Source organism: Pseudomonas oryzihabitans, assembly GCF_014522265.1.
Lineage (GTDB): Bacteria > Pseudomonadota > Gammaproteobacteria > Pseudomonadales > Pseudomonadaceae > Chryseomonas > Chryseomonas aestiva.
On record NZ_CP017024.1, the window covers coordinates 38,615 to 63,700 of the forward strand.

Here is a 25,086-nt window from a genome sequence, read left to right on the forward strand (position 1 = left end):
GGTTCCTTCTGATCTGAAAAGCGCTAGGGCTCGTCCGCACGTCGGCCGAGCCTGATATAGGAGAGGCGAAAGCCCGTCTGGCGGCGCCTGCCACCGGCGGCGCAAGGGGCGCTCCAACCGGTTTTCGGCACTGCATCACCGCCTGCCGAGGGCTTTCGGACAAAGCCTGTGCAAAGAGCGAAATTCTAACACATTCAGGGAGGTATCCGCCCCTGGCGATCACCTCAATGCAGGCGTCGACGATTCATCAGCTCGGCCATCTTCTTCGCGTCCGGACGCTCCACCACACCGCGCTCGGTGACGATGGCGTCGATGAGGTCGGCCGGGGTGACGTCGAATACCGGGTTGAAGGCGTCGACCTCGGCGGCGATCCGTTGGCCACCGGCTTCCAGCAGCTCGTGACCGGCGCGCTCCTCGATGGGGATGTCGTCGCCCGAGGCCAGATTCATGTCGATGGTGGAGCTGGGCGCCACCACCATGAAGCGCACCCCGTGGTGCATGGCGATGACCGCCAGGTTGTAGGTGCCGATCTTGTTGGCCACGTCGCCATTGGCGGTGATGCGATCGGCGCCGACGATCACCCAGGCGACGTTGCGCGTCTTCATCAGGTGCGCCGCGGCGGCATCGGCGTTGAGGCTGACCGGGATGCCCTCCCCGGCCAGTTCCCAGGCGGTCAGGCGCGAGCCTTGCAGCCAGGGACGGGTCTCGTCGGCGTGGACGCATTCCACCAGACCATCCAGGTGCGCCGCGCGCAACACGCCCAGGGCAGTGCCGAAGCCGCCGGTGGCCAGGGCGCCGGTATTGCAGTGGGTCAGGAAGGTCTGCTTGCTGGCGTCGTGCTTGCGGATCAGCTCGACACCCAGCTGGGCCATGGTCAGGTTGGCTTCGCGATCGCTCAGGTGGATGGCTATCGCCTCGGCTTCCAGCGCCGCCAGGGCACCCTCCCCCGCGGTGCGCGCCAAGCGCTCGCGCATCCGGTTGAGCGCCCAGAACAGGTTGACCGCGGTGGGCCGCGAGGCCGCCAGCAGTTCGAAGTCGGCGTTGATGGTCGCTTGCCAGTCCTCGCCCGCCGCGGCGCGCTGGCGGGCACCCAGCACCACGCCATAGGCGGCGCTGATGCCGATGGCCGGCGCGCCTCTCACCAGCATGTCGCGGATGGCCTGGGCCACCTCGGCGGCGCCGTGACAGGCGACCCAGTGTTCGCGCAGCGGCAACAGGCGCTGGTCGAGCAGGTGCAGGGCACCGTCCCGCCACTCGATCGCCTTGATCTTTTCCGCCGCCAGCAGACGCTCTCGCATGATCTTTCCTCGACCTGAATCTGTAGCCCGCCAGTATACCGGCATCGGCGTGCGGATTTAGCGGTAGCGCCGCAAGGACCGCTATACTGCCGGCTCGCCCCTCTTGGAACCGCCGCAGATGCCCACCCCCGCGCCCCTGGACCTCTTGTTGCTCCCCAGCTGGATCGTGCCGGTGGAGCCGGCCGGGGTGGTCCTGCGCGATTACGCGTTGGGTGTGCGCGACGGCTGCATCGCCCTGCTCGCCCCGCGCAGTGAGGCCTTGCGCCATCCGGCCAAGGAGACCCTGGAGCTGCCGGGCAAGGTGCTGATCCCCGGAATGATCAATGCCCACGGCCACGCCGCCATGACGCTGTTTCGCGGCATGGCCGACGACCTGCCGCTGCAGACCTGGCTGCAGGATCACATCTGGCCCGCCGAAGGCCGCTGGGTCGACGAGGATTTCGTCCGTGACGGCACCACCCTGGCCATCGCCGAGCAGATCCGTGGCGGCATCACCTGCTTCTCGGACATGTACTTCTATCCCCAGGTGGCTTGCGAGGCGATCCATCGCACCGGGGTGCGCGCCCAGGTCTGCCTGCCGATCCTCGATTTCCCGATTCCCGGCGCCCGTACCGCCGACGACATGATCCGCCGCGGCCTGGAACTGTTCGACGACATGAAGCTGCACGAGCGCATCAGCGTGGCCTTCGGTCCTCATGCGCCCTACACCGTGGCTGACGCCAAGCTCGAAGAGATCCTGGTGCTGGCCGAGCAGTTGCAGGCACCGATCCAGATGCACGTCCACGAGACCGCCCTGGAGGTGGAGCAGGCCCTGCAGCAGACCGGCGAACGGCCGCTCAGCCGGCTACGGCGCCTCGGTCTGCTGGGCCCGCGCTTCCAGGCCGTGCATATGACCCAGGTGGACGACGAGGACCTGGAAAACCTGGTCGAAACCAACAGCCACGTCATCCACAGTCCCGAGTCCAACCTCAAGCTGGCCAGCGGCTTCTGCCCAGTGGAGCGCCTCTGGCAGGCCGGCGTCAATGTCGCCATCGGCACCGACGGCGCGGCCAGCAACAACGACCTCGACCTGCTCGGCGAGACCCGTACCGCGGCCCTGCTGGCCAAGGCTGTCGCCGGCTCGGCCACCGCCCTGGATGCCCATCGCGCGTTGCGCATGGCCACCCTGAACGGCGCCCGCGCCCTGGGCCTGGAGCGCTGCCTGGGCTCGCTGGAGATCGGCAAGGCGGCCGACCTGACCGCCGTCGACCTCAGCGGCCTCGCCCAGCAGCCGCTCTATGATCCCGTCTCGCAACTCATCTACGCCACCGGCCGCGATCGCGTCAGCGACGTCTGGGTCGGCGGCGTGCCGCTGCTGCGCCAGAGCGAACTCGTGCGCCTGGACGAGGCCGAACTCATAGCCAATGCGCAGCAGTGGGCCACCCGTATCCAGCAGGGCGCCTGACGCGCCCCGCTCCCTTGCCTCTGGAGAACACCATGTCCAATGTCGATAACGCCGAGATCGCCAAGTTCGAGGCCCTCGCCTACCGCTGGTGGGACCGCGAGAGCGAATTCAAGCCGCTGCACGACATCAACCCGCTGCGCGTCAACTGGATAGACCAGCACGCCGGCCTAGCCGGCAAGAAGGTGCTGGACGTCGGCTGCGGTGGCGGCATCCTCAGCGAAGCCATGGCCCAACGTGGTGCCCAGGTGACCGGCATCGACATGGCCGAGGCGCCCCTGGCGGTGGCCCGGCTGCACCAGCTGGAATCCGGCGTGCCGGTGGAATACATCCAGGAGACCACCGAGGACCACGCGCGCAAGCACGCCGGCACCTACGACGTGGTGACCTGTCTGGAGATGCTCGAACACGTGCCGGATCCCTCGTCGGTGATCAAGGCCTGCCACGACCTGGTCAAGCCGGGCGGTCAGGTGTTCTTTTCCACCATCAACCGCAATCCCAAGGCCTATCTGTTCGCCATCGTCGGCGCCGAATACGTGCTGCGCCTGCTGCCGCGCGGTACCCACGATTTTCGCAAGTTCATCCGCCCCTCGGAGTTGGGGGCCTGGGCGCGTGCGGCCGGCCTCAATCTGCGTGACGTCATCGGCCTCACCTACAACCCGCTGACCAAGAGATACAAGCTGGAAGGCGACGTGACGGTGAACTACATGGTGCGCACCCAGCGCGAGGACTAGGCCATGCGTCTGCAAGCGGTCCTTTTCGACATGGACGGCACCCTGCTGGACACGGCGCCGGATTTCATCGCCATCATCCAGGCCATGCGCCAGGACCAGGGCCTGGCAGCGGCCGACGAGGCCCGCCTGCGTGGCGTCATTTCCGGCGGTGCCAAGGCGATGATCCTGGCCGGCTTCGAGGTCGATCCGCTGGGCGCCGAACTCGAACCGCTGCGCCTGGAATTCCTCGAGCGCTACCAGACGCAGTGCGCGGTCCATACCCGGCTGTTCGACGGCATGCAGGAGATCCTGCGCGATCTCGACGCCGCCCGGCTGCGCTGGGGCGTGGTGACCAACAAGCCGGTGCGCTTCGCCGAGCCCATCATGCAGCGCCTGGGCCTGGCCGAGCGCTCGGCCTGCCTGGTCTGCCCGGACCACGTCACGCACAGCAAGCCGGACCCGGAGATGGTGGTGCTGGCCTGCCGGCAACTGGATGTCGATCCCCAGACCGCCCTGTTCATCGGCGACGACCTGCGCGACATCGAGTCGGGCCGCGCCGCCGGCAGCAAGACGGTGGCGGCGCGCTACGGCTACATCCATCCGGACGACCACCCCGAGCACTGGGGTGCCGACGCCATCATCGACCATCCGCTGGAATTGCGTGCGCTGCTCGATCGCGCACTGTGCGGCTGCTAGGGGTTCAGATGTTCGACTACCAGGCTCCGGCCGAGCTGCTCAAAGACCGTATCATCCTCGTCACCGGCGCCAGTCGCGGCATCGGCGCCGCCCTGGCCAAGGGCTGCGCCGCCCTGGGCGCGACCCTCATTCTCCAGGGCCGCGATGCCGCGGCGCTGGATCAGGTGTGCCAGGAGATCCAGGCCGGCGGCGGCCGGGCCGAGCCCCTGGTGCTGGATCTCGAACAGGCCGATGCGGCGGCCTATGCTGCCGTCGCTGAGCGCTTGCAGCGACGTCATGGTCGTCTGAATGGACTGGTGCACAACGCCGGCCTGCTGGGGCCGCGGGTACTGCTGGAGCAGACGCCCGCCACGGCCCTGGCGCAGGTGCTGCAGGTCAATGTCCAGGCCGGCTTCGCCCTGACCCAGACCCTGCTGCCCCTGCTCAAGGCGGCCGGTGAGGCCTCGGTGATCTTCACCTCCAGCAGTGTCGGTCGCAAGGGCCGGGCTGGCTGGGGCGCCTATTCGGTGTCCAAATTCGCCACCGAGGGCCTGATGCAGGTCTGGGCCGAGGAGCTTGGAGAAGCCGGTATCCGGGTCAACAGCGTCAACCCGGGCGGTACCCGTACCGCCATGCGCGCGGCGGCCTATCCCGAGGAGGACCCGGCCCGGGTGCCTGCGGCGGACGCCATCCTGCCGGTCTATCTCTATCTGCTTGGCCCGGCCAGCCAGGGCACTACCGGCCAGGCGCTCAACGCTCAGTAACAGCGCCGGTCAGACGTGGAAGCGCTGCACCAGGCGCGAGAGTTCGTCACCCAGCTCGGCCAGCTCGCGGCTGGCCGAGGCCGTCGCCGCCATCGCCTGACTGGATTGATCGGCGCCGTCGCGAATGCGCGTCACATTGACCGCGACCTCTTCGGCCACCCCACGCTGCTGGACCGCCGCCGCGGCGATCTGCTGGTTCTTCTGCTGGATGCTGGCCACCGCCGTGGCGATACCGGCAAAGGCGCGCCGCGTGTCACCGGCACTGCCCAGGGTCCCGGCCAGCAGGGTCTCGCTCTGCTGCATCCGCGCGACCGCCTCGCCACTGCCCTTCTGCAGCACCACGATGAGTTGTTCGATCTCGACGCTCGACTGCTGGGTACGGCGCGCCAGGGCGCGGACCTCGTCGGCGACCACGGCGAAGCCGCGACCCTGTTCCCCGGCGCGCGCCGCCTCGATGGCCGCGTTGAGCGCCAGCAGATTGGTCTGCTCGGCCACCGCCTTGATCACGTCGAGCACGCTGCTGATCGCCTGGCTGTCGTGGGACACGCCCTGGAGCCGCTCGGCAGCGGCGCGAACGTCCACCCCCAGGGTCTCGATACCGGCCAGGCTGCGGCCGATCACCGCCTGGCCATCGCTGACCTGGCGTTCGGCCTGATCGCCGGCACCGGCAGCGGCCTCGGCGTCCGCGGCGACCCCCTGGGCCGTGGCGGCCAGTTCGGCCATGGCCGCGGCCACCTGATCGGTTTCCTCCCGCTGGCGGGTCACGCCCAGCTGCGCCTCGCGCGCCTGCTCGGCCAGGGCGGCCGCGGACTGGCCGAGTCGGCCGATACCGCTCTGCAACTGCAAGACCATGCCGCGCAGTGCCGCCACCATGCTGGCGCTGGATCTCTGCAACTGGCCGATCTCGTCGCCCCGATCCACCGTCAATTCGACGTCCAGCTGACCCTGGGCGATGCGTTCGGCAGCGGCGATCACCTTGCGCAGCGGCCGGACGATGGCCAGGGTGATGATCAGCGCGGCCAGGGTGCCGACGATCAGTGCCAGCAGGGCCACGCCACCGATGGTCAGCAGGCGCTTGGTCATCATCGCCTGCAGTTCGACTTCCTGTTGGCCGTAGAGGGCATCGACTCGCTGCACGGCGGTCTCGGCCAGGCTGGTCATGCGCGCGCCGGCGGCCTGCTCCTGGGCCAGGGCGGCGGCATAGTCGCCCAGGCGGCGGATGAATTCCTTGATGTTGGTGGAGACATCCTGGATGACCGAGGAATAGGCCGGATCGCTCAGTTGCGGCTCTACCTTGGCCAACAGCTCCAATGCGGCACTGGCCGACGGCAGCGGCTGATCGTCCACCGTGCTCTTGCTCGCCCGCGCCTGGGCTTCGTCGAGGCTCTTGAGCATCAGGCGATAGAGTTCGCCGACCTGTTGCGACAGGGTCAGGAGTTCGGCGCCCTGCTTGCCACCGGAGTCCTTGAGGGCATAGGCGCCGTCATCCAGCAGGCCGGACTGAAGGATGTCCAGGCTGTTGGCCGCGCCCTCCACGAGGAAGGCCGCCCCTTCCATCGCTAGACGGCGTGAGGTGTTGAGGCGCTCATAGTCGGCGAAGGCGGCGCCATAGGCCTGGGCGGCCGCGCGGGCGGCGTCGATATCGGCCGCGTTGGCACTGCCCACCTCGGTCGCGAGCTGCCCCAGGTGATCGAGTACCGCCGGCAGCGCCTGCCGCAGGTGCTCGGCCTGGGTGGCCTCGCCGCTGAGGCGAAAACCCTGCTCCAGGGCGCGGACCTGCATCACCTGCCGGTTGATCGCGGCCATGTCGCGCAGGAAACCGAAGCGATGTTCCACGTCCTTGAGCGCGAGCCCGCCCTGCAAGGCCACCACCAGGGTCAGCAGCAGCACCAGGCCAAAGCCCACGGCCAGTTTGGTCGCGGTTCGCCAATTGGCCAGGCGATAGCGGGCAATCCCTTTCATACGGCACCCCAACGGAATGAGTTCTACCGACGCTGTCGTCCGCAGAAGCCGATTCTTGAGGGGCTGGGGGCTAACGGACGGCTATCCGTCGCACGCGGTTATGCCGACGTCGCTTTGGATGGCGGCCGTTTGCCAGCCGCACGACCGATCAACGACCGGCGCGGGACTCGCGAATATAGAAGCTCGCCTTTTCGGCATTCTTCACGCAGCCGGTGTAGGCCTCGACCTGCTGTTGCGTCTTGGCGGTGGACAGCAGCGCCAGCGCCTTGGAATAGCTCACCGTACCGGAAAAGCCTTCGGCCTTGGCCAGGTCAAGCTCCTGCCAGGCGGAACGGGTCTGGGCGGCGCAGCTATCGCGATTGACCACCTTGCCCGAGCACCCTGCGAGTACCACGGCAGCCAGGGTGGCGGCCAGAACAGGAACCAGTTTCGCTTTCATCTCTTTGTCTCCTTGCGACCGGCAGCCGGCCGGAACGGCCGGATAACCGCAGCGTAGACCGCCAAGCGCGGAGGCTGTTCAGCGCCGGTCGCGCAGAAATTCGACCACGGCGGCCTGATCGCCACTGAAGATCACCCGGGAGGCCTTGCTCTCGCGCTGATAGGCGTACATGGGGTCGTAGTATTCCGCCAGCAGTCCCTCGATCCAGCCACGATGGACCGCGACGTCGCCCGAGCGCTCCTGCTCCGCCAGGGCCTCTTCAAGAATGGCCGACAGGCGCTGGAAGCGTTCCCCGCCCAGACGCTTGGCGATACCGGAAAGACTCTTGCGCAACTGCTCGGCGAACAGCGCGAAGCCCTGCTCGGGGCCGTGCAGGCCGATGAATTCCGCCGCCAGGTCGATGACATAGTCGCGCAGGATGCGCTCGATGCGGTTTTCCCGGCTGTCCTCCAGCCAGACCAAGGGGTACTGCTGCATGCCCTGGTGCAATTCCAGTGGCAGGGAGCAGCGACCGACCAGGCGCGACTCGTCTTCCAGCACGAATTGCGCCTGCCCCGCATGGCGACGCCGCAGCAGGTCGATGGCCAGGCTGTTCTCGAAATCGATCTGCCCCGGCTGCGGCGTGGCGCGCTTGCCGAAACTGGAGCCCCGGTGGTTGGCGTGGCCTTCGAGATCGACGGCGTTGTCGAGCTGGGCCACCACCTCCGTCTTGCCAGTGCCGGTCATGCCGCCCACCACCACGAAGGCGCATTCGGCGAGCGCCCGCTGCAGCGTGTCGATGAGGAAGGTGCGCATGGCCTTGTAGCCGCCCACCACCCGTGGATAGGCGATGCCGGCTTCGCTGCGCAGCCATTCCTGGCTGATCTGCGAGCGCAAGCCGCCACGGAAGCAATAGAGATAGCCCTCGGGATGCGCCTGGGCGAAGTCGGCCCAGGCCTGGATGCGCGCCTCCTTCACTGTCCCGGACACCAGCTGATGACCCAGCTGCAGCGCCGCCTGCTGACCCTGCTGCTTGTAACGGGTACCGACGCGCTGGCGTTCCAGGTCATTCATCAGCGGCAGATTGGTCGCCTGGGGAAAGGCGCCCTTGCCGAACTCCACGGGGGCGCGGACATCGACCAGGGGAATATCGCTCAGGAACAGCGCCTGCAGGTCGCGGGCATCCTCACGCTGGCTCATCAGGCCACCTCGACCGCATGGGTGCGTCGGTCCACCAGTTGCCCTATGGGTTGCAGGGCCAGGCCCAGTTCCGCGGCGACGGCGAGAAATTCCGCCTCGCCCTCGGGCGCCACGGCCACCAGCAGGCCGCCGCTGGTCTGGGGATCGCACAGCAGTTGGCGGCGGCTTTCGGCCAGCGGGGCGATGCGGCTGCCGTAGCTGTCGAAGTTGCGCTCGGTCCCGCCGGGCACGCAGCCCTGCTGGAGGTAGAACTCCACCCCTTCGAGGCGGGGGATGGCAGCGAAGTCGAGTTCGGCGGTGAGGCCACTGCCGTCGGCCATCTCCACCAGGTGGCCGAGCAGGCCGAAGCCGGTGACGTCGGTCATCGCCGTGACCCCGGCCAGGCGACCGAAGCGACTGCCAGGACGATTGAGCTGGCACATGGTGTCGCGCGCCAGATGGCGATCCTCGGGCCGCAGCAGGGCGCGCTTCTCGGCGGTGGTGAGGATGCCGATGCCCAGCGGCTTGGTCAGATAGAGGCGGCTGCCCAGGGTCGCGGTGTCGTTGCGCTTGAGGTGGCGCTTTTCCACGATCCCGGTGACGGCCAGGCCGAAGATCGGCTCGGGGGCGTCGATGGAATGACCGCCGGCCAGGGGAATGCCGGCCTCGTCGCAGACCCGCCGCCCACCGGCGATGACCTCGCGCGCCACTTCCGGCGGCAGCACGTTGACCGGCCAGCCGAGAATGGCGATGGCCAGCAGCGGATCGCCACCCATGGCGTAGATGTCGCTGATGGCATTGGTGGCGGCGATGCGGCCGAAATCGAAGGGGTCATCGACGATGGGCATGAAGAAATCGGTGGTGGAGACCACCCCGCGCTCGTCATCCAGGCCATAGACCGCCGCGTCGTCGCGCGAGGCATTGCCCACCCACAGCCGTGGATCCAGGTGCTGGGCGCCGCTGCCGGCCAGGATGGTCTCCAGGGTCTTGGGGGCGATCTTGCAGCCACAACCGGCACCGTGGCTGTATTGGGTGAGGCGAATGGGATCGGTCATGGTTACTCCGGTTCAGCGGTGGCGCTGGTTCGACAGGCAGCGCGAAGGGGCTTAATAGTAGCAAATGCCCATCTGCTGGCGGGCACCGGCCGCGCTTAACAGATCGCCCGCCAAAGCAAAAGGGCTGTTTTCCGAGGGTAATCCACAGTTGCTGTGGATAACCTCGTGGAAAACCTCCAGCTGACCCCGGACAAGCGAGCGGCGGTGCGGCGATTGACGAACTGGCGATTTTTTAGCCGGTCCGCCAACTATTTTTTCCCGTTGCAGGGTAGCGAATGGAAGCGCCGTGCGTTATGGCCCGGGTACGCTAGCATTGGCGGTTTCCCCGGTCATAGCAGTGCTCATGTCTTCCTCAGCGACTTCCCATCTCACGCCCTGGCAACGCGGCCTGTTGCTCGCCAGCCTCATGCTCATTGCCCTCAACCTGCGCCCGGCCCTCTCCAGCCTGGCGCCCCTGCTGCGGCAGATCGAGGCCAGCACGGGCCTGTCCAGCAGTGCCATCGGCCTGCTCACCACCCTGCCGGTGCTCTGCCTGGGGCTGTTTGCGCCCCTGGCTCCGCGCCTGGCGCGCCGCTGGGGCAGCGAACGCACCCTGGGCGCCATCCTGGCGCTGCTCGCCTGTGGCATCGTCCTGCGCAGCCTGCTGCCGCCCCTTGGGCTGTTTCTCGGCAGCCTGATCGCCGGCGCCTGCATCGGCATCCTTGGCGTACTGCTGCCGGCCCTGGTCAAGCGCGACTTTCCCGCCCAGGCCGGCCAGTTGATGGGGCTCTACACCATGATGCTGTGCATTGGCGCCGCCGTGGCCGCCGGGGCCACCGCGCCCCTTGCCGAAGCCTTCGACGGCCACTGGCAGCCCGCCCTCGCCGCCTGGGCATTGGTCGCCGTGATCGCGCTGCTGGTGTGGCTGCCACAGCTGCGCCAGGCGCCCACGACCGCACCGGCGCGGGGTGCTGGGGGTTCGCTGTGGCGCAATCGGCTGGCCTGGCAGATCACCCTCTACATGGGCTTGCAGTCGTCGCTGGCCTATATCGTCTTCGGCTGGCTGCCGACCCTGCTGATGGATCGCGGCCTGGGCATGGTGCAGGCCGGCCTGATGTTGTCGGGCTCGGTGATGACCCAGCTGGTCAGCGCCCTCACCGCCCCCTGGCTGGCGACCCGCGGCCAGGACCAGCGCCTGGCCATCGTGGTGGTGATGAGTCTGACCCTCGCCGGCTTGCTCGGCTGCCTGTACGCCCCCGTCGGCAGTCTCTGGCTGTGCGCGGTGATCCTCGGCCTGGGCCAGGGCGGCACCTTCAGCCTGGCCCTCGCCCTGCTGGTGCTGCGCTCGCGGGATGCGGAAACCGCCGGGCGGCTGTCGGGCATGGCTCAGGGCGCAGGCTACAGCCTGGCCTCGCTCGGTCCGCTGCTGGTGGGCATCATCCACGACGCCACCCACGGCTGGGCGCCCATGGGCGTGCTCTTTACCCTGATCGCCGTGCTGGCCACGCTGTTCGGCCTGGGCGCCGGGCGCACCCGCTACGTCAACGACGTCTAGCGGCGATAGAGCCCGGCGGCCCGATCGGCTTCGGTCTGCAGCCGCGGCTCGCGGATTCCCGCCTCGCGCAGGGCGCTCTGCCAGGCTGTGGCCTGGTCGCCGCCGAGGGTCACCGCCACATCGCCATTGAGCGCCAGGGCCGCCGCGAGGCGGGCGATCCAGGGTTGCTCTGGCGCCCGCTCCAGGGCGGACAAGAGCAGCTGGCCGTCGCGCTGCAATTCCTTGAGCAGGGTGGCAGCGCTCGGCAACAGCTCAGGCAGGGGCTGGCCGGCCTGCAGCCGTTCGGCATGCAGGTAGCCGCGACGATTGCCACGGGTGATGCCATAGAGGGTCAGCACCGTCTGCGGCTCCGCCAGTTGCAGCACCAGCAGCCCCTGCTGATCATCCGGCCCATAGAGCATGGCCTCGCCCAACAGGCTGTTGGCGATGACACTGCTGGCGCCGCAATCACGCCCCTCGCACCAGTAGAGCAGCGTCGCGCCCTGCTGCTGCAGGCGCTGCCGTTCGCTGTCCAACCGTGCCAGCGGCGGATGACCGCTGGCCAGTTCGAAGGTCTGGGTCTGGAGTTCGCCCTCTACCTGCAAAGAATCCTCCAGGCGCAGGCGACCGCCGATGCGACTGGCCGGCCCCAGCGGATAGAGGCGTTCGGCGCTGGCCGGTCCGCTTTCGCGCACGAGCTGGGCGTGATCCATGGGCGCGATCTCCGGCAATACCTCCGCCTGCGCCATCCCGGTGGACAACAGCAGGCCGATCAGCAGAGAGCGTCGAACGGAGGAAAAGCGCGGGCAAAACGGACGGCTAGGCATGCCGCATTATTCGTCGTGCCCGGTGCCGGCGGCAAAGAAGGCATTGAAACAATCTGCGACGGCCTGGGCGCCCGCGGCATCGTCCAGATGCAGATGGTGCCCGCCCGGCAGTTCATGGAGACGGACATTCGGCTGCTGCCGTGCCAGGCACATGGCCTCGGCATGGGGCGCCACCAGGCCGCCCGTGGCCACCACCAGCGCCGTCGGGCAGCGGACGGCGCCCAGGCAGGCGGCGGCCTGTTCCGGCGTGAAGCGGATCCGGCTCGGCAGGCGCAAGCGCGGATCGGAGCGCCAGGTGTAGCCGCCGGGCACCGCCATCAGGCCGCGCTCGGCGAGCAACTCGGCGGCTTCGCGACTGACCGTGAGGGCGCCCTTCAACCGCGCCGCCACGGCGTCTTCCACTGTGGCGTAGACCGGCTTGCGCCGATTGGGCACTTCCAGTTCGGCGAGCAGGGCCCTGCCCAGCTTCTCGGCGACCTCCTCCGCCGGCGTGGTGTAGGGCAGCAGGCCATCGATCAGCGCCAGGCGCTCGATCTGCTCCGGCAGGGCGGCGGCGGCGATGACGCCAACGATGGCCCCCATGGAATGCCCGAGCAGGCCGAAGCGGTCCCAGCCCAGTTGCCGGGCGGCGGCGAGCACATCCAGCCCATAGTCCTGAATGGCATAGCCGACGCCCGCGGGGCGATGTGCCGACAGGCCATGTCCGGGCAGGTCCAGCGCGACGATGCGCAGACCGTGCAGCCGCGGGGCGAGCTGGGCGAAGGTCATGGCATTGTCGAGCCAGCCATGCAGCGCCAGCACCGGATAGCCGTTTTCCGGACCGAACACCCGGGCGCTCAGCTCGATATGGGGCAGCTCCAGGCGCAACTCCTGCACCTGGGCGGTCATGCGCTGGCCTCCCCTGCCAGCCAGACGCTGGTCATGGCTAGGAGGCGTCCCGTTGCAACGGCACCACGGCCACGGTCAGGCGCGAGACGCAGGTCAGGCGTCCCTCCTCATCGCTCAGACGGATATCCCAGACATGGCTGCTGCGCCCCAGATGCAGGGGCCGGGCCACCGCCGTCACCCGCCCGGACCGGACGCCGCGCAGGTGGTTGGCATTGATTTCCTGACCCACGCAATAGAAGCGCGAGCGATCCACGCAGAGCATGCTGGCGATCGAGCCCACGGTTTCCGCCAGGGCCACCGAGGCGCCGCCATGCAGCAGCCCCATCGGCTGATGAGTACGGCGGTCGACCACCATGCTGGCGGTCAGGCTGCTGTCGTCCCAGGCCTCGATGCGCATGTCCAGGTGTTCGGCCAGGGTGTTCTCGAGCGCACGCTCGAGGTCCGCGGGATCCGGAAGGGTCTGCCAGATGCTCATGTACTTTCCTTGCAAGGGCGTCAGCCGTGGAAGCGACTGACCAGATCGAAACCGCCGGCCAGGGGCAGTGGCGCTTCCAGGCACAGCAGGGAGGCGGTGCCCAGGGCCACCGGCGCCTGCCGATGACCGTGCAGCAACCAGCCGGCCAGTTCACCGACGAAGGGGTTGTGGGTGACCAGCAACAGCTCCTCCACCTCCAGCAGCGCCAGTTCCTGCAGGGCATGTTCCGGCGCGCCGTCGGGCGTGGCCCAGGAGACGTTGCGCACCTCGCCCGACCAGCCCAGTTGTTGCCGGACCAGGGCCGCCGTCTGCTGCGCCCTGACATAGGGACTGGCGAGGATGAGCTGCAGCTCCGCATCCTTGAGCTGCAAGGCGCTGCGCAACACCTCGGCGCGACCGGCCGCGGTGAGCTCGCGCACCTCGTCGCTCGGCGCTCGCGCTTCGGCTTCGCCATGGCGCAGCAGCCAGAGCCTCATGGCGCGGTGGCGGAGCGGTCGTCGGGTTGCGCGGTGGCCGGCCAGTCGGCGAAGGGCCAGGGCTTCACTTCGCTGGCGAAGGTGCCGAAGCGGACGATCTGCGCCAGATAGGTGCCCAGGGCGGCGCCGAAGGCGATCAGCCCGGGATGGGCCTCGCCCTTGATCAGGCGCACCACCAGTTGCACCAGTACCACCACCGCCAGCACGTACTGCGCACCCAGCCAGACGAACAGGAACAGCAGCATCCAGATCAGGCGCAGGCCCAGCAGCTCGCGGGAATGCTCGGGTTGAGACATGGGAATTCCTCTTTTCAGACAGTGTAGCGGCTCAAGTAAAAGGGGCGTCCGCCACATCGACATCGGTCTTGGGTTCGCCGCCCATCAGGGCCTCAATCACCTGGCCCAGGCTGCGACCCTCGAACAGGATCGCATAGAGGCCGTTGACCAGGGGCATGTAGACGCCCAGCTCATCCGCTTTTTCCTTGAGCACGCGCAGGGTGTTGACGCCCTCGGCGGTCTCGCCGATCTGCGCCACCGCCTCGGCCAGGGTCTGTCCCCGACCGAGGGCATGGCCCACCCGGTAGTTGCGGCTCTTCTCCGACGAGCAGGTCACGATCAGGTCCCCCACCCCGGCCAGGCCCAGGTAGGTGATGGGATTGGCGCCACGCTGCACGGCGAAGCGGGTCATCTCGGCCAGGGCCCGGGTGATCAGCATGCTGCGGGTGTTCTCGCCCATCGCCAGGGCCGCGGCCATGCCGGCGATGATGGCGTAGACGTTCTTCAGGGCACCGGCCAACTCCACGCCGAGGCGGTCGGCGCTGGCATAGACGCGGAAGGTGCGACCGTGCAGCGCCGCCTGGACCCGTCGGCAGACCTCTTCGTCTTCGCTGGCCACCACCGTGGCGGTGAGCTGGTGCTCGGCGATCTCGCGAGCCAGGTTGGGCCCGGAGATGATGCCGATGCGCGCCCGCGGCACAATTTCCGCGAGGATCTCGCTCATCAGCATGAAGGAATGCGCCTCGATGCCCTTGGTGGTGCTGACCAGAAAACGCCCTTCCAGTTGCTGGGCGATGGGCGCCAGCGCCTGGCGCAGCGCGCTGGACGGCAGCGCCACCAGGATCAGCTCGCAGCCCTGGATGGCACCCTGCAGGTCGCTGGTGGCCTCCACCGCGGCGTGCACCTTGATGCCCTTCAGATAGCGCGGATTCTCGCGTTCGCGACGGATGGTCTCGGCCTGCTGCGGATCACGCATCCACAGGCGCACCGGCAGCCCGTTCTCGGCGACCAGATTGGCCAGGGCGGTACCGAAACTGCCGCCGCCCAGGACGGCGATGGGGGATTGGACTGTCATCGAAACTCTCGGCTTCACCGCGATCGCGCGGCCTCGTCGCCAGTATACGGCAGCCGCTCGCGCGGCTCAGAGCCTGTTCATGATCTGCTGCGCGTCGGACAAACGGCGTTGAAAAGCCCTTCGGAATGCTCATTTACCACTCGTAAACTCCGCTTCCTCAGGCCTTTTCGCCTTGTTTGGCTCTAGCTCGCGTGATCCTGAACAGGCTCACAGGATGGAGAATTGACTGCGGAAAGTGCACAATGGTCCGTTAACGAGCGGGGCGCTGGCCTGTGACTTTCCCCATGCCCCGGCAGTCTACTGCTACACGAAGCCATACCCAGAGCGACCATTGGAGTCGCCAGAGCCTGGACCTAGGCCAGCTACAGGAGCTTGCATGACCAAACAACACGCCTTTACCTACGAAGACTTGCTGCGCTGCAGCCGTGGCGAGCTCTTCGGTGCGGGCAATGCCCAATTGCCCGCACCGAACATGCTGATGATCGATCGGATCGTGCATATCAGTGAGGTAGGCGGGAAATACGGCAAGGGCGAACTGGTGGCGGAACTCGATATCCGTCCCGACCTCTGGTTCTTCGGCTGCCATTTCGAAGGCGATCCGGTGATGCCGGGCTGCCTGGGCCTGGATGCCATGTGGCAGCTGGTCGGTTTCTACCTTGGCTGGCAGGGCAATCCGGGTCGCGGTCGCGCCCTGGGCTCTGGCGAAGTGAAGTTCTTCGGCCAGGTACTGCCGACCGCCAAGAAGGTCACCTACAATATCCATATCAAACGCACCATCAACAGGTCGCTGATTCTCGCCATCGCCGATGGCACCGTAAGCGTGGACGGCCGCGAGATCTACTCCGCCGAAGGTCTGCGCGTTGGCCTGTTCACTTCCACCGATAGCTTCTAAGGGCTTTTCGCATGCGTCGCGTCGTCATTACCGGTCTGGGTATCGTTTCGTGCCTGGGCAATGATAAAGACACCGTTTCCGCCAACCTGCGCGCAGGCCGTGCCGGCATCCGTCACAATCCGGAATATGCCGAGATGGGTCTGCGCAGTCAGGTTTCCGGTTCCATCGACCTGAACCTCGAAGAATTGATCGACCGCAAGGTCAAGCGCTTCGTCGGCGATGCCGCTGCCTACGCCTATCTGGCGATGGAGCAGGCGATCAAGGACTCCGGCCTGGCCGAAGACCAGGTTTCCAACCCCCGTACCGGCCTGATCGCCGGCTCCGGTGGCGCTTCCACCTTCAACCAGATGGAAGCCCTGGACATCCTGCGCGAGAAGGGCGTCAAGCGCGTCGGTCCCTACCGCGTGACCCGGACCATGAGCAGCACGGTTTCCGCCTGCCTGGCCACTCCCTTCAAGATCAAGGGCCTGAACTACTCCGTAGCCTCGGCCTGCGCCACCAGCGCCCACTGCATCGGCCTGGCCATGGAGCAGATCCAGCTCGGCAAGCAGGACGTCGTCTTTGCCGGCGGCGGCGAGGAAGAGCACTGGACCCAGAGCATGCTGTTCGATGCCATGGGCGCGCTCTCCAGCGACTACAACGAGACGCCGGAAAAGGCTTCCCGTGCCTACGACAGCAAGCGTGACGGTTTCGTCATCGCCGGCGGCGGCGGCATGGTGGTGGTCGAGGAACTCGAACACGCCCTGGCCCGTGGCGCCAAGATCTACGCAGAGATCGTCGGCTACGGCGCGACCTCCGATGGCTACGACATGGTCGCCCCGAGTGGCGAAGGCGCTATCCGCTGCATGCAGCAGGCGCTGTCCACCGTCGATGGCGAGATCGACTACCTGAACACCCACGGCACCTCCACCCCGGTGGGCGACGTGGCAGAGATAAAGGGCGTGCGCGCTGTGTTCGGCGACAAGGCTCCGGCCATCAGCTCGACCAAGAGCCTGTCCGGCCACTCCCTGGGCGCGGCCGGTGTGCACGAGGCCATCTACTGCATGCTGATGATGGAGGGCAGCTTCATCGCCGGCTCGGCCAACATCGACGAACTGGATCCGGAGGTCGCCGACCTGCCGATCCTGCGCGAGACCAAGGAAGACGCCAAGCTGGACCTCATCATGAGCAACAGCTTCGGCTTCGGCGGCACCAACGCCACCCTGGTCCTGAAGCGCTGGCAGGGCTGACAGCCCTCGCTTGTGTGACCCAAACGGCGCCTCTGGCGCCGTTTTTCATTTCCGGCTCCTGCCCGGCTGAACCGGTCACAGGCCCCGCGGTCGAAGGCGCCGGCACTTCGCCTGCGAACCTCCAGGAAGAATGGATTCAGCAGCGTGAATAGCTTAATCTCGCGCCGCTTCGCTGTGTCTGCGCAGCCGCCCTAGACAGCGCTGTCCGGACATGCCGGACAGAAACAAGAAACTGTAGTACCCATGGAGCCCCAATGCACAATCAAAACCAGAGCTACCGCGGACCCTTGATCGTCCTCACCATGCTGTTCTTCATGTGGGGTCTGATCACCTCGCTGAACGACATTCTCATTCCCCACCTCAAGGCGGTCTTCACCCTCAGCTATCTGCAGGCCTCGCTGATCCAGTTCTGCTTCTTCACCGCCTACTTCATCGTGTCCTTCCCGGCAGGTCGCCTGGTGGAAAGCCTGGGCTACAAGAAGGGCATCATCGTTGGCCTGCTCACCGCCGGCGTCGGTTGCGTGCTGTTCTACCCGGCGGCCGGAGCCCAGTCCTACGGCTTCTTCCTGACCGCCCTGTTCGTGCTGGCGGCCGGTATCACCGTGCTGCAGGTGGCAGCGAATCCCTATGTCACCATCCTCGGCAAGCCGGAAACCGCGGCCTCGCGCCTCAACCTGACCCAGGCCTTCAACTCCCTGGGTACCACCGTCGGCCCTCTGGTGGGCGCGGTGACCATCCTGGCGCTGGTCGGTGAAGACTCCGCCGCCCACTCGGTGCAGCTGCCCTACCTGATCCTGGCCGGCATGCTGGTGGCTCTGGCGGTGATCATCGGCCTCTTCCGCCTGCCGCAGATCAAGGACACCGAACAGGACAACACCACTGACGAGAACGCCCTGACCGCCAGCAGCGTCTGGGCCTATCGCCACCTGCTGCTCGGCGTGGTCGGCATCTTCATGTACGTGGGTGCGGAAGTCTCCATCGGCAGCTACCTGGTGAGCCTGATGGAAAGCCCGGACGTAGCCGGCCTGAACGCCGCCACCGCCGCCAAGTACCTGTCGTTGTACTGGGGTGGCGCCATGATCGGTCGCTTCATCGGCGGCGTGATCATGACCAAGGTACGGCCGAATCTGGTGCTGACCTTCAACGCCATCGCCATTGGCGTACTGCTGGCCATCGCCGTGCTGCAGGGTGGCAAGGTCGCCATGTGGTCCCTGCTGGCCATCGGTTTCTTCAACTCCATCATGTTCCCGACGATCTTCTCCCTGGCACTCAAGGGCCTGGGCAAGTTCACCTCCAAGGGTTCGGGCCTGCTGTGCATGGGTATCGTGGGTGGCGCGCTGGTGCCGGCCATCCAGGGCTACTTCGCTGACACCATCGGCCTGCTGCCCTCCTTCCTGATCCCGCTGGTCTGCTACCTCTACATCCTGTTCTACGGCGTGATGGGCTATCGCCCCACCCTGCGTCGCTGATCCTCCCCCGAAGCGCTGGCGGCCTGCCAGCGCTTCGCCCCTCCTGCCGCTACCCGTTCCTACCCCCTATCCCTCTGCCTCGACAACCCGGCTGCGACCAGGCTGCCTGGCGGGTCGTACGCGCCGGCCCGAAGCTCGTGGGTCATTCCCTCAGCCCCTACCAAACCCTCGGCAAGAGGGCGCTCGCAAGACCCGCCCAGGACGCGCTGCTGCCCTTCGCCCAGCCCGGCTGCCGCTCCGCTCGTGACGGAGCTGCCGCCCTGACACCCTGGCCGTCACCCTGAGCCCCGTCGACTGACCGCTCGGCACTCTCAGCCAGGCACGCCACCGCCGCCCCCCCCCCACTGAATCCTGCACAAAAGAAAACGCCCGTATCTTTCGATACGGGCGTTTGGCAGTTACCGCAGGACCGCTCCAGGAACGGCCTTGCGTCAGGCTCAGGCAGTCTGGCGGGCTTCCTCGACTTCGACGGCGTTCGGGCCGCGAGCGAGCTCGGTCTTCAAGGTCTGCTCGTCCAGCTGGCCGCACCACTTGGCGACCACGATGGAGGCCACGCCGTTGCCGACCAGGTTGGTCAGGGCGCGGGCTTCGGACATGAAGCGGTCGATACCCAGGATCAGCGCCAGGCCGGCGACCGGTACGTGACCGACGGCGGACAGGGTGGCGGCCAGCACGATGAAGCCGCTACCGGTGACGCCCGCAGCGCCCTTGGAGGAGATCAGCAGCACCAGCAGCAGGGTGATCTGGTGGGTGATGTCCATCTGGGTATTGGTGGCCTGGGCGATGAACACCGCAGCCATGGTCAGGTAGATGGCGGTACCGTCGAGGTTGAAGGAGTAGCCGGTGGGGATCACCAGGCCAACCACCGACTTCTCGGCGCCCAGCTTCTGCATCTTGGTCAGCATGCGCGGCAGGGCGGACTCGGAGGACGAGGTACCCAGCACGATCAGCAGTTCTTCACGGATGTACTTGATGAACTTGAGGATGCTGAAGCCGTGCATGCGCGCTACGGCGCCCAGCACCAGCAGCACGAACAGCAGGCAGGTGATGTAGAAGCAGGCCATCAGGTAGCCCAGCTGCACCAGGGTGCCGACGCCGTATTTGCCGATGGTGAACGCCATGGCACCGAAGGCGCCGATGGGGGCGAGCTTCATGATGACGTTGATGATGTTGAAGAAGACGTGGGAGATGCGGTCGATGAAGTTGAACACCAGTTGACCGGTCTCGCCCAGGCGATGCAGGGCGTAGCCGAACAGCACGGCGAAGAACAGGACCTGCAGGATCTCACCGGTAGCGAAGGCGTTGACGACCGTCGAGGGGATGATGTTCAGCAGGAAATCGATGGTGGTCTGCTTTTCCGCGGCAGCGGCATAGGCCGCGATGCCCTTGGTGTCCAGGGTGCTGACGTCGACGTTCATGCCGGCGCCCGGCTGGACGATGTTGACCACGATCAGACCGATCAGCAGCGCGATGGTGGAGAAGATCTCGAAGTACAGCAGCGCCATGCCGCCGGTCTTGCCCACGGCCTTCATGTTCTGCATGCCGGCGATACCGGTCACCACGGTGCAGAAGATGATGGGTGCGATGACCATCTTGATCAGCTTGATGAAACCGTCACCCAGGGGCTTCATGGCAGCGCCGGTCTGGGGATAGAAGTGGCCGAGCAAGATGCCCAGGACGATCGCCAGGATCACCTGGAAGTAGAGACTCTTGTAGAGCGGCTGCTTGACGGGCACCTTGGGCGCGGGAGCTGTGGTAGTTGTTGTTGTGTCGACGGTTGCTGTCATGGCTCGATCCCTTGTGGCCACTGCCTGACGTCCTGTCTGAGTGGGCACTGCTGAAAGTGGCTCTCTCATCCTGAGAGCTTTTTGTTGTGGATCCGGTGGCCGTGCGACGGTGACACCAGCATCTGGCGAGATATAAGCAATCGCCGTTCCACTTCTTGGTGCGCAATCAAAGGGCCAGCTTTCATGCACCTTTCAGTCGAAAGTCTAGTTGCCAGCGGCGGGCGGAACCCCGCCATCCGACGGAAACCGGCGGAAATCCCCCAGGGCCGAGGCGGTTTTCCGCCAGCCGGAGTCGGTAGTCGACTATTCTTTGCGCGCCTTTTCATCGGAGCCCGTCGTGATCCGTTGCTGTCTTCCCCGAGTGGTCGGCTGAGATGCCTGCCCTGCCCGCTTCCGACCTGCCCGGCTGCTGCACGCCGCCCGAGCCGCTGCCACCCCTGGCTGTCGAGCTCGACGCCCTGGCCCTGCGGCACTGCCGCTTCGATCCCGCCCAAGTGAGCTTCGAGCGCGACGCCCTGCGCCTCGGCGCCCTGCCGCCGGACAACATCCGTCGCGCCGTGGCCAAGCGCCAGGCCGAATACCTGGCCGGTCGTCTCTGCGCCCGCGAGGCCCTGCGCCAGTTGAGCGGCACCGCCGTCGTCCCCGGCCATCGCACTACGGACCGTGGGCCCGCCTGGCCTTCCGGCTGGGTCGGTGCCATTACCCACAGCCATGGCTGGGCGGCCGCCGTGGTGGGCAAGGCAGGGGACTACCTGGGCCTTGGCCTGGACGTGGAAACCCTGCTCGAACCTGACAAGGCCCTGCGCCTGGCCGAGCAGATCCTCACCCCGGCCGAACGGGAACGCCTGCAGTCGCTGGACGAAAGGCAGCAGGCCTTTGCCATCACCCTGGCCTTTTCCGCCAAAGAGAGTCTGTTCAAGGCGCTGCATCCCCAGGTCGGGCAGATGTTCTTCTTCCAGGACGCCGAGATCCTCGCCATGGATCCCGGCGGCAGCTTCGATCTCCGGCTGCTGATCGAGCTGTCGCCGCGCTGGTCCGCCGGAACCGCGTTGCGCGGTCACTTCCGCCTGGACGAAGAAGATCGGCTGTTGACGCTGGTCGCGCCTCGTCACTGAGTGACGCTATATAGAGGAAGCCTGCGCTGGTCGATCAGGCGCACGGACGCCGGCCGAGGCAGAACGTCGCAGCGAGCATCGAACGTTTTCTTATGGTGGAGAAGGTGCTCATAGCGAACCGGTATATCCCTTGCCGCTTACGTCTCACCACACCCGTCGTGTTGTACGTTATTTGACCACTGCGCTCTGAGCCCAGCCTTCACGCGCGCTGGCCAGGTACCACCCCCAGGATACCCCCCAGTCCCAAACAGCTTATCCACGCCTTATCCACAGCCGGAATCGTGACAAACGCGACATCTAGTGGCCCTTGCACCCCTGCACCACCATATATAGCAGTTCGTCGGTATGACCCGGGACGGCGAAACACCCCTCTGTCAAGACTGTCTTCCCTAGCGAGGAGGGCTTATCCTGTTGCCCGAATGATGAATTTCCAGGGTCCCTGACCCCGAACGTCGATTCCCTCGGGAATCGGCGGCAATACGGCTTTTCGTTGGAATCTTCAGGGGTAAGGACGCGATCAGCAGTCGTCGCGCAGGCCCAGACCAACACTTTTCCGGATCGCCGGCTCGCCGACGATCCCCTCTTTCCGATCAAGGGAGTTCCGCATGCACACCGACCTGACCCGCGAGCAAGCCCAGCAGGGCCGCCCGGCGCAAGATGACAGCCAGGACCTGGGCGCCACCGCCCCGGTCAACTGCGCGTCATCAAGCGCAACGGTACCGTCGTCCCCTATACCGACGACAAGATCACCGTGGCCATCAGCAAGGCTTTCCTCGCCGTGGAAGGCGGTAACGCCGCGGCCTCCTCGCGCATCCACACCACCGTCAAGCAGCTCACCGACCAGGTCAGCAGCACCTTCAAGCGCCGCATGCCCTCCGGTGGCACCATCCACATCGAGGAAATCCAGGACCAGGTCGAACTGGCCCTGATGCGCGCCGGTGAGCAGAAGGTCGCCCGCAGCTACGTGATCTACCGTGAAGCCCGCAGCCAGGAGCGCAAGCAGGGCGCCGTCAGCGACATTGCCGAGCCGCACCCGAGCATCCGCGTCACCAAGGCCGACGGCACCACCCAGCCGCTGGACATGGGCCGCCTGAACACCATCATCAGCGAAGCCTGCGAAGGCCTCGAAGAGGTGAACGGCGAGCTGATCCAGAAGGAAACCCTGAAGAACCTGTACGACGGCGTGGCCGAGAAGGACGTCAATACCGCCCTGGTGATGACCTCCCGTACCCTGGTCGAGCGTGAGCCCAACTACTCCTACGTCACTGCCCGCCTGCTGCTGGACAGCCTGCGCGCCGAAGGCCTGAGCTTCCTCGGCGTCGCCGAGTCCGCCACCCACCACGAGATGGCCGAGCTGTACGCCAAGGCCCTGCCCGCCTACGTCGCCAAGGGCGTGGAGCTGGAGCTGCTGGACCCGAAACTGGCCAGCTTCGACCTGGAGCGCCTGGGCGCCGCCATCGATCACGAGCGCGACCAGCAGTTCACCTACCTGGGTCTGCAGACCCTGTACGACCGCTACTTCCTGCACAGCCACGGCACCCGCTTCGAGCTGCCGCAGCTGTTCTTCATGCGCGTGGCCATGGGCCTGGCGCACATGGAGAAAGATAAAGAAGCCCGCGCCATCGAGTTCTACAACCTGCTGGCCAGCTTCGACTACATGGCGTCCACCCCGACCCTGTTCAACGCCGGCACCCTGCGTCCGCAGCTGTCCAGCTGCTACCTGACCACCGTGCCCGACGACCTGTCCGGCATCTATGGCGCCATCCACGATAACGCCATGCTGTCGAAGTTCGCCGGCGGCCTGGGCAACGACTGGACCCCGGTACGCGCCCTGGGCTCCTACATCAAGGGCACCAACGGCAAGAGCCAGGGCGTCGTGCCCTTCCTCAAGGTGGTCAACGACACCGCCGTGGCGGTCAACCAGGGCGGCAAGCGCAAGGGCGCGGTCTGCGCCTACCTGGAAACCTGGCACCTGGACATCGAGGAATTCCTCGAACTGCGCAAGAACACCGGTGACGACCGTCGTCGTACCCACGACATGAACACCGCCAACTGGATCCCCGACCTGTTCATGAAGCGTGTCTTCGAGGACGGCAACTGGACCCTGTTCTCCCCCGCCGACGTACCGGACCTGCACGACCTCTACGGCAAGGCCTTCGAAGAGCGCTACGAGTACTACGAAGCCCTGACCGAGTACGGCAAGCTCAAGCTGCACAAGACCATCAAGGCCAAGGACCTCTGGCGCAAGATGCTGTCCATGCTGTTCGAGACCGGCCACCCGTGGCTGACCTTCAAGGACCCGTGCAACCTGCGCAGCCCGCAGCAGCACGTGGGCGTGGTGCACAGCTCCAACCTTTGCACCGAGATCACCCTGAACACCAACAAGGACGAGATCGCCGTGTGCAACCTGGGTTCGGTGAACCTGGTGAACCACATCGTCGACGGCAAGCTGGACGTGGCCAAGGTCGCCCGTACCGTCAAGACCGCCGTGCGCATGCTCGACAACGTCATCGACATCAACTACTACTCGGTGCCCCAGGCGGAGAATTCCAACCTCAAGCACCGTCCGGTCGGCATGGGCATCATGGGCTTCCAGGATGCGCTGTACCTGCAGCACATCGCCTACGGCTCGGATGCCGCCGTGCAGTTCGCCGACACCTCCATGGAAGTGATCAGCTACTACGCCATCCAGGCCTCCTGTGACCTGGCCGAAGAGCGTGGCAGCTACTCCAGCTTCCAGGGTTCGCTGTGGTCCCAGGGCATCCTGCCGATCGACTCCGAGAAGCGTCTGATCGAAGAGCGCGGCGCCAAGTACATCGAGGTCGACCTGTCCGAGACCCTGGACTGGGCCCCGCTGCGCGAGCGTGCCAAGAAGGGCATCCGCAACTCCAACATCATGGCCATCGCGCCGACCGCGACCATCGCCAACATCACCGGCGTGTCCCAGTCGATCGAGCCGACCTACCAGAACCTCTATGTGAAGTCGAACCTCTCGGGCGAATTCACCGTCATCAACCCCTATTTGGTACGCGACCTCAAGGCGCGCGGCCTGTGGGACTCGGTGATGGTCAACGACCTCAAGTACTACGACGGCTCCGTGCAGCAGATCGAGCGCATCCCGCAGGATCTGAAGGACCTCTACGCCACGGCCTTCGAAGTGGAGACCAAGTGGATCGTCGAGGCCGCCAGCCGTCGCCAGAAGTGGATCGACCAGGCCCAGTCGCTGAACCTGTACATCGCCGGCGCCTCGGGCAAGAAGCTCGACGTGACCTACCGCATGGCCTGGTTCCGCGGTCTGAAGACTACCTACTACCTCCGTGCCCTGGCTGCCACCAGCACCGAGAAGTCGACCATCAACACCGGCAAGCTGAACGCCGTGAGCGCCGACCCCATCACCGGCGTCCAGGCCAGCGCGGCTCCCGCCCCGGCACAGAAGTTCGAAGCGGCGCCCGCCGCGGCACCGGCTCCGGTGCCCAAGGCCTGCAGCCTCGACGATCCCGAGTGCGAAGCCTGCCAGTAACACCCCAAGCCCTCTCCGAGTAGAGGGCTGCTCTTTATCC

21 protein-coding genes and 2 pseudogenes are annotated in these 25,086 nt (G+C 66.4%); 10 read left to right on the top strand and 13 right to left on the bottom strand.

Going from position 1 to position 25,086, the window contains the following annotated elements:
- Window positions 1–224: 224 nt before the first annotated feature.
- The gene (gene mtnA, locus BGI51_RS00200) at window positions 225–1,298 is read right to left on the bottom strand and encodes an S-methyl-5-thioribose-1-phosphate isomerase (RefSeq protein ID WP_187979941.1); all 1,074 of its coding nucleotides are present in this window, start codon (window positions 1,296–1,298) and stop codon (window positions 225–227) included.
- A gap of 118 nt (window positions 1,299–1,416) precedes the next feature.
- Between mtnA and BGI51_RS00205 the strand changes: the two genes are divergently transcribed.
- The 4 genes from BGI51_RS00205 to BGI51_RS00220 are packed head-to-tail and all read left to right on the top strand — an operon-like array spanning window position 1,417 to window position 4,891.
- Complete coding sequence (locus tag BGI51_RS00205; RefSeq protein ID WP_187979942.1) at window positions 1,417–2,742, top strand: TRZ/ATZ family hydrolase; 1,326 nt, start codon at window positions 1,417–1,419, stop codon at window positions 2,740–2,742.
- Window positions 2,743–2,774: 32 nt separating this feature from the next.
- Window positions 2,775–3,473 (top strand): bifunctional 2-polyprenyl-6-hydroxyphenol methylase/3-demethylubiquinol 3-O-methyltransferase UbiG, encoded by a 699-nt coding sequence (gene ubiG, locus BGI51_RS00210; protein WP_007160470.1) that lies wholly within the window; start codon window positions 2,775–2,777, stop codon window positions 3,471–3,473.
- 3 nt (window positions 3,474–3,476) lie between these two features.
- A complete protein-coding gene (gene mupP / locus BGI51_RS00215) occupies window positions 3,477–4,148 on the top strand; it encodes an N-acetylmuramic acid 6-phosphate phosphatase MupP (protein WP_187979943.1) in 672 nt (223 codons plus the stop codon).
- 8 nt (window positions 4,149–4,156) lie between these two features.
- Window positions 4,157–4,891, top strand: coding sequence for a YciK family oxidoreductase (locus tag BGI51_RS00220; RefSeq protein ID WP_187979944.1), 735 nt, complete (start codon window positions 4,157–4,159; stop codon window positions 4,889–4,891).
- 9 nt (window positions 4,892–4,900) lie between these two features.
- Here BGI51_RS00220 and BGI51_RS23915 read toward each other — a convergent pair whose 3' ends face one another.
- The 5 genes and pseudogenes from BGI51_RS23915 to selD form a co-directional block, all read right to left on the bottom strand.
- Window positions 4,901–5,764: a methyl-accepting chemotaxis protein gene (locus BGI51_RS23915; RefSeq protein WP_372241636.1), complete on the bottom strand. Its 864-nt coding sequence runs from the start codon at window positions 5,762–5,764 to the stop codon at window positions 4,901–4,903.
- Window positions 5,765–5,785: 21 nt separating this feature from the next.
- A pseudogene (locus BGI51_RS23920) lies at window positions 5,786–6,853 on the bottom strand (HAMP domain-containing protein); the annotation flags it as partial.
- A 148-nt stretch (window positions 6,854–7,001) separates the two neighbouring features.
- Window positions 7,002–7,292 carry a hypothetical protein gene (locus BGI51_RS00230; protein WP_133862481.1) on the bottom strand — a complete coding sequence of 97 codons (291 nt, stop codon included), beginning with the start codon at window positions 7,290–7,292 and terminating at the stop codon, window positions 7,002–7,004.
- A 78-nt stretch (window positions 7,293–7,370) separates the two neighbouring features.
- Complete coding sequence (gene mnmH / locus BGI51_RS00235) at window positions 7,371–8,471, bottom strand: tRNA 2-selenouridine(34) synthase MnmH (RefSeq protein ID WP_187979946.1); 1,101 nt, start codon at window positions 8,469–8,471, stop codon at window positions 7,371–7,373.
- A complete protein-coding gene (gene selD, locus BGI51_RS00240) occupies window positions 8,471–9,505 on the bottom strand; it encodes a selenide, water dikinase SelD (protein ID WP_187979947.1) in 1,035 nt (344 codons plus the stop codon). Before selD ends, mnmH begins: the two co-directional genes overlap by 1 nt.
- 343 nt (window positions 9,506–9,848) lie before the next feature.
- Here selD and BGI51_RS00245 point away from each other — a divergent pair, with 343 nt between their 5' ends.
- Window positions 9,849–11,039: a CynX/NimT family MFS transporter gene (locus BGI51_RS00245; RefSeq protein ID WP_252977177.1), complete on the top strand. Its 1,191-nt coding sequence runs from the start codon at window positions 9,849–9,851 to the stop codon at window positions 11,037–11,039.
- Here BGI51_RS00245 and BGI51_RS00250 read toward each other — a convergent pair.
- From BGI51_RS00250 to BGI51_RS00275, 6 genes are read right to left on the bottom strand one after another with little or no spacing between them, the layout of a single operon-like run.
- Window positions 11,036–11,845, bottom strand: a complete 810-nt coding sequence (locus tag BGI51_RS00250) for a DUF4892 domain-containing protein (protein ID WP_187979948.1) — start codon at window positions 11,843–11,845, stop codon at window positions 11,036–11,038. The genes BGI51_RS00245 and BGI51_RS00250 overlap by 4 nt on opposite strands.
- A gap of 6 nt (window positions 11,846–11,851) precedes the next feature.
- Window positions 11,852–12,733, bottom strand: coding sequence for an alpha/beta fold hydrolase (locus BGI51_RS00255; RefSeq protein ID WP_187979949.1), 882 nt, complete (start codon window positions 12,731–12,733; stop codon window positions 11,852–11,854).
- Window positions 12,734–12,770: 37 nt separating this feature from the next.
- Complete coding sequence (locus BGI51_RS00260) at window positions 12,771–13,208, bottom strand: hotdog fold thioesterase (RefSeq protein ID WP_187979950.1); 438 nt, start codon at window positions 13,206–13,208, stop codon at window positions 12,771–12,773.
- A gap of 20 nt (window positions 13,209–13,228) precedes the next feature.
- Window positions 13,229–13,684 (bottom strand): phosphohistidine phosphatase SixA, encoded by a 456-nt coding sequence (gene sixA / locus BGI51_RS00265; protein WP_187979951.1) that lies wholly within the window; start codon window positions 13,682–13,684, stop codon window positions 13,229–13,231.
- Window positions 13,681–13,980, bottom strand: a complete 300-nt coding sequence (locus BGI51_RS00270) for a DUF4389 domain-containing protein (RefSeq protein ID WP_437179423.1) — start codon at window positions 13,978–13,980, stop codon at window positions 13,681–13,683. Before BGI51_RS00270 ends, sixA begins: the two co-directional genes overlap by 4 nt.
- A 31-nt stretch (window positions 13,981–14,011) precedes the next feature.
- Window positions 14,012–15,034 carry an NAD(P)H-dependent glycerol-3-phosphate dehydrogenase gene (locus tag BGI51_RS00275; RefSeq protein WP_187979952.1) on the bottom strand — a complete coding sequence of 341 codons (1,023 nt, stop codon included), beginning with the start codon at window positions 15,032–15,034 and terminating at the stop codon, window positions 14,012–14,014.
- 376 nt (window positions 15,035–15,410) lie between these two features.
- Here BGI51_RS00275 and fabA point away from each other — a divergent pair, with 376 nt between their 5' ends.
- From fabA to BGI51_RS00290, 3 genes are all read left to right on the top strand, one after another.
- Window positions 15,411–15,926: a 3-hydroxyacyl-[acyl-carrier-protein] dehydratase FabA gene (fabA, locus tag BGI51_RS00280; RefSeq protein ID WP_187979953.1), complete on the top strand. Its 516-nt coding sequence runs from the start codon at window positions 15,411–15,413 to the stop codon at window positions 15,924–15,926.
- Window positions 15,927–15,937: 11 nt separating this feature from the next.
- Window positions 15,938–17,155 (top strand): beta-ketoacyl-ACP synthase I, encoded by a 1,218-nt coding sequence (gene fabB, locus BGI51_RS00285; RefSeq protein WP_187979954.1) that lies wholly within the window; start codon window positions 15,938–15,940, stop codon window positions 17,153–17,155.
- 254 nt (window positions 17,156–17,409) lie between these two features.
- The gene (locus BGI51_RS00290; RefSeq protein WP_133862491.1) at window positions 17,410–18,624 is read left to right on the top strand and encodes a sugar MFS transporter; all 1,215 of its coding nucleotides are present in this window, start codon (window positions 17,410–17,412) and stop codon (window positions 18,622–18,624) included.
- Window positions 18,625–19,061: 437 nt separating this feature from the next.
- Here the strand turns inward: BGI51_RS00290 and BGI51_RS00295 are convergent, their stop codons facing one another.
- Window positions 19,062–20,411 (bottom strand): dicarboxylate/amino acid:cation symporter, encoded by a 1,350-nt coding sequence (locus BGI51_RS00295; protein WP_187979955.1) that lies wholly within the window; start codon window positions 20,409–20,411, stop codon window positions 19,062–19,064.
- A 374-nt stretch (window positions 20,412–20,785) separates the two neighbouring features.
- Between BGI51_RS00295 and BGI51_RS00300 the strand changes: the two genes are divergently transcribed.
- Window positions 20,786–21,526 carry a 4'-phosphopantetheinyl transferase family protein gene (locus tag BGI51_RS00300; RefSeq protein WP_187979956.1) on the top strand — a complete coding sequence of 247 codons (741 nt, stop codon included), beginning with the start codon at window positions 20,786–20,788 and terminating at the stop codon, window positions 21,524–21,526.
- A gap of 605 nt (window positions 21,527–22,131) precedes the next feature.
- Window positions 22,132–25,046, top strand: a pseudogene (locus tag BGI51_RS00305) (ribonucleoside-diphosphate reductase subunit alpha).
- The last annotated feature ends 40 nt before the right edge of the window (window positions 25,047–25,086 follow it).

Bases quoted from the DNA above. Each gene is read 5' to 3' on its own strand.
- mnmH (WP_187979946.1), bottom strand. From the start codon at position 8,471: ATGAGCCAGCGTGAGGATGCCCGCGACCTGCAGGCGCTGTTCCTGAGC.
- BGI51_RS00250 (WP_187979948.1), bottom strand. From the start codon at position 11,845: ATGCCTAGCCGTCCGTTTTGCCCGCGCTTTTCCTCCGTTCGACGCTCT.
- BGI51_RS00255 (WP_187979949.1), bottom strand. From the start codon at position 12,733: ATGACCGCCCAGGTGCAGGAGTTGCGCCTGGAGCTGCCCCATATCGAG.
- BGI51_RS00230 (WP_133862481.1), bottom strand. From the start codon at position 7,292: ATGAAAGCGAAACTGGTTCCTGTTCTGGCCGCCACCCTGGCTGCCGTG.
- BGI51_RS00290 (WP_133862491.1), top strand. From the start codon at position 17,410: ATGCACAATCAAAACCAGAGCTACCGCGGACCCTTGATCGTCCTCACC.
- BGI51_RS00300 (WP_187979956.1), top strand. From the start codon at position 20,786: ATGCCTGCCCTGCCCGCTTCCGACCTGCCCGGCTGCTGCACGCCGCCC.
- BGI51_RS23915 (WP_372241636.1), bottom strand. From the start codon at position 5,764: ATGGTGGCGGCACTGCGCGGCATGGTCTTGCAGTTGCAGAGCGGTATC.
- BGI51_RS00270 (WP_437179423.1), bottom strand. From the start codon at position 13,980: ATGTCTCAACCCGAGCATTCCCGCGAGCTGCTGGGCCTGCGCCTGATC.
- ubiG (WP_007160470.1), top strand. From the start codon at position 2,775: ATGTCCAATGTCGATAACGCCGAGATCGCCAAGTTCGAGGCCCTCGCC.
- BGI51_RS00260 (WP_187979950.1), bottom strand. From the start codon at position 13,208: ATGAGCATCTGGCAGACCCTTCCGGATCCCGCGGACCTCGAGCGTGCG.
- mtnA (WP_187979941.1), bottom strand. From the start codon at position 1,298: ATGCGAGAGCGTCTGCTGGCGGCGGAAAAGATCAAGGCGATCGAGTGG.
- fabA (WP_187979953.1), top strand. From the start codon at position 15,411: ATGACCAAACAACACGCCTTTACCTACGAAGACTTGCTGCGCTGCAGC.
- BGI51_RS00245 (WP_252977177.1), top strand. From the start codon at position 9,849: ATGTCTTCCTCAGCGACTTCCCATCTCACGCCCTGGCAACGCGGCCTG.
- selD (WP_187979947.1), bottom strand. From the start codon at position 9,505: ATGACCGATCCCATTCGCCTCACCCAATACAGCCACGGTGCCGGTTGT.
- BGI51_RS00295 (WP_187979955.1), bottom strand. From the start codon at position 20,411: ATGACAGCAACCGTCGACACAACAACAACTACCACAGCTCCCGCGCCC.
- mupP (WP_187979943.1), top strand. From the start codon at position 3,477: ATGCGTCTGCAAGCGGTCCTTTTCGACATGGACGGCACCCTGCTGGAC.
- sixA (WP_187979951.1), bottom strand. From the start codon at position 13,684: ATGAGGCTCTGGCTGCTGCGCCATGGCGAAGCCGAAGCGCGAGCGCCG.
- fabB (WP_187979954.1), top strand. From the start codon at position 15,938: ATGCGTCGCGTCGTCATTACCGGTCTGGGTATCGTTTCGTGCCTGGGC.
- BGI51_RS00205 (WP_187979942.1), top strand. From the start codon at position 1,417: ATGCCCACCCCCGCGCCCCTGGACCTCTTGTTGCTCCCCAGCTGGATC.
- BGI51_RS00220 (WP_187979944.1), top strand. From the start codon at position 4,157: ATGTTCGACTACCAGGCTCCGGCCGAGCTGCTCAAAGACCGTATCATC.
- BGI51_RS00275 (WP_187979952.1), bottom strand. From the start codon at position 15,034: ATGACAGTCCAATCCCCCATCGCCGTCCTGGGCGGCGGCAGTTTCGGT.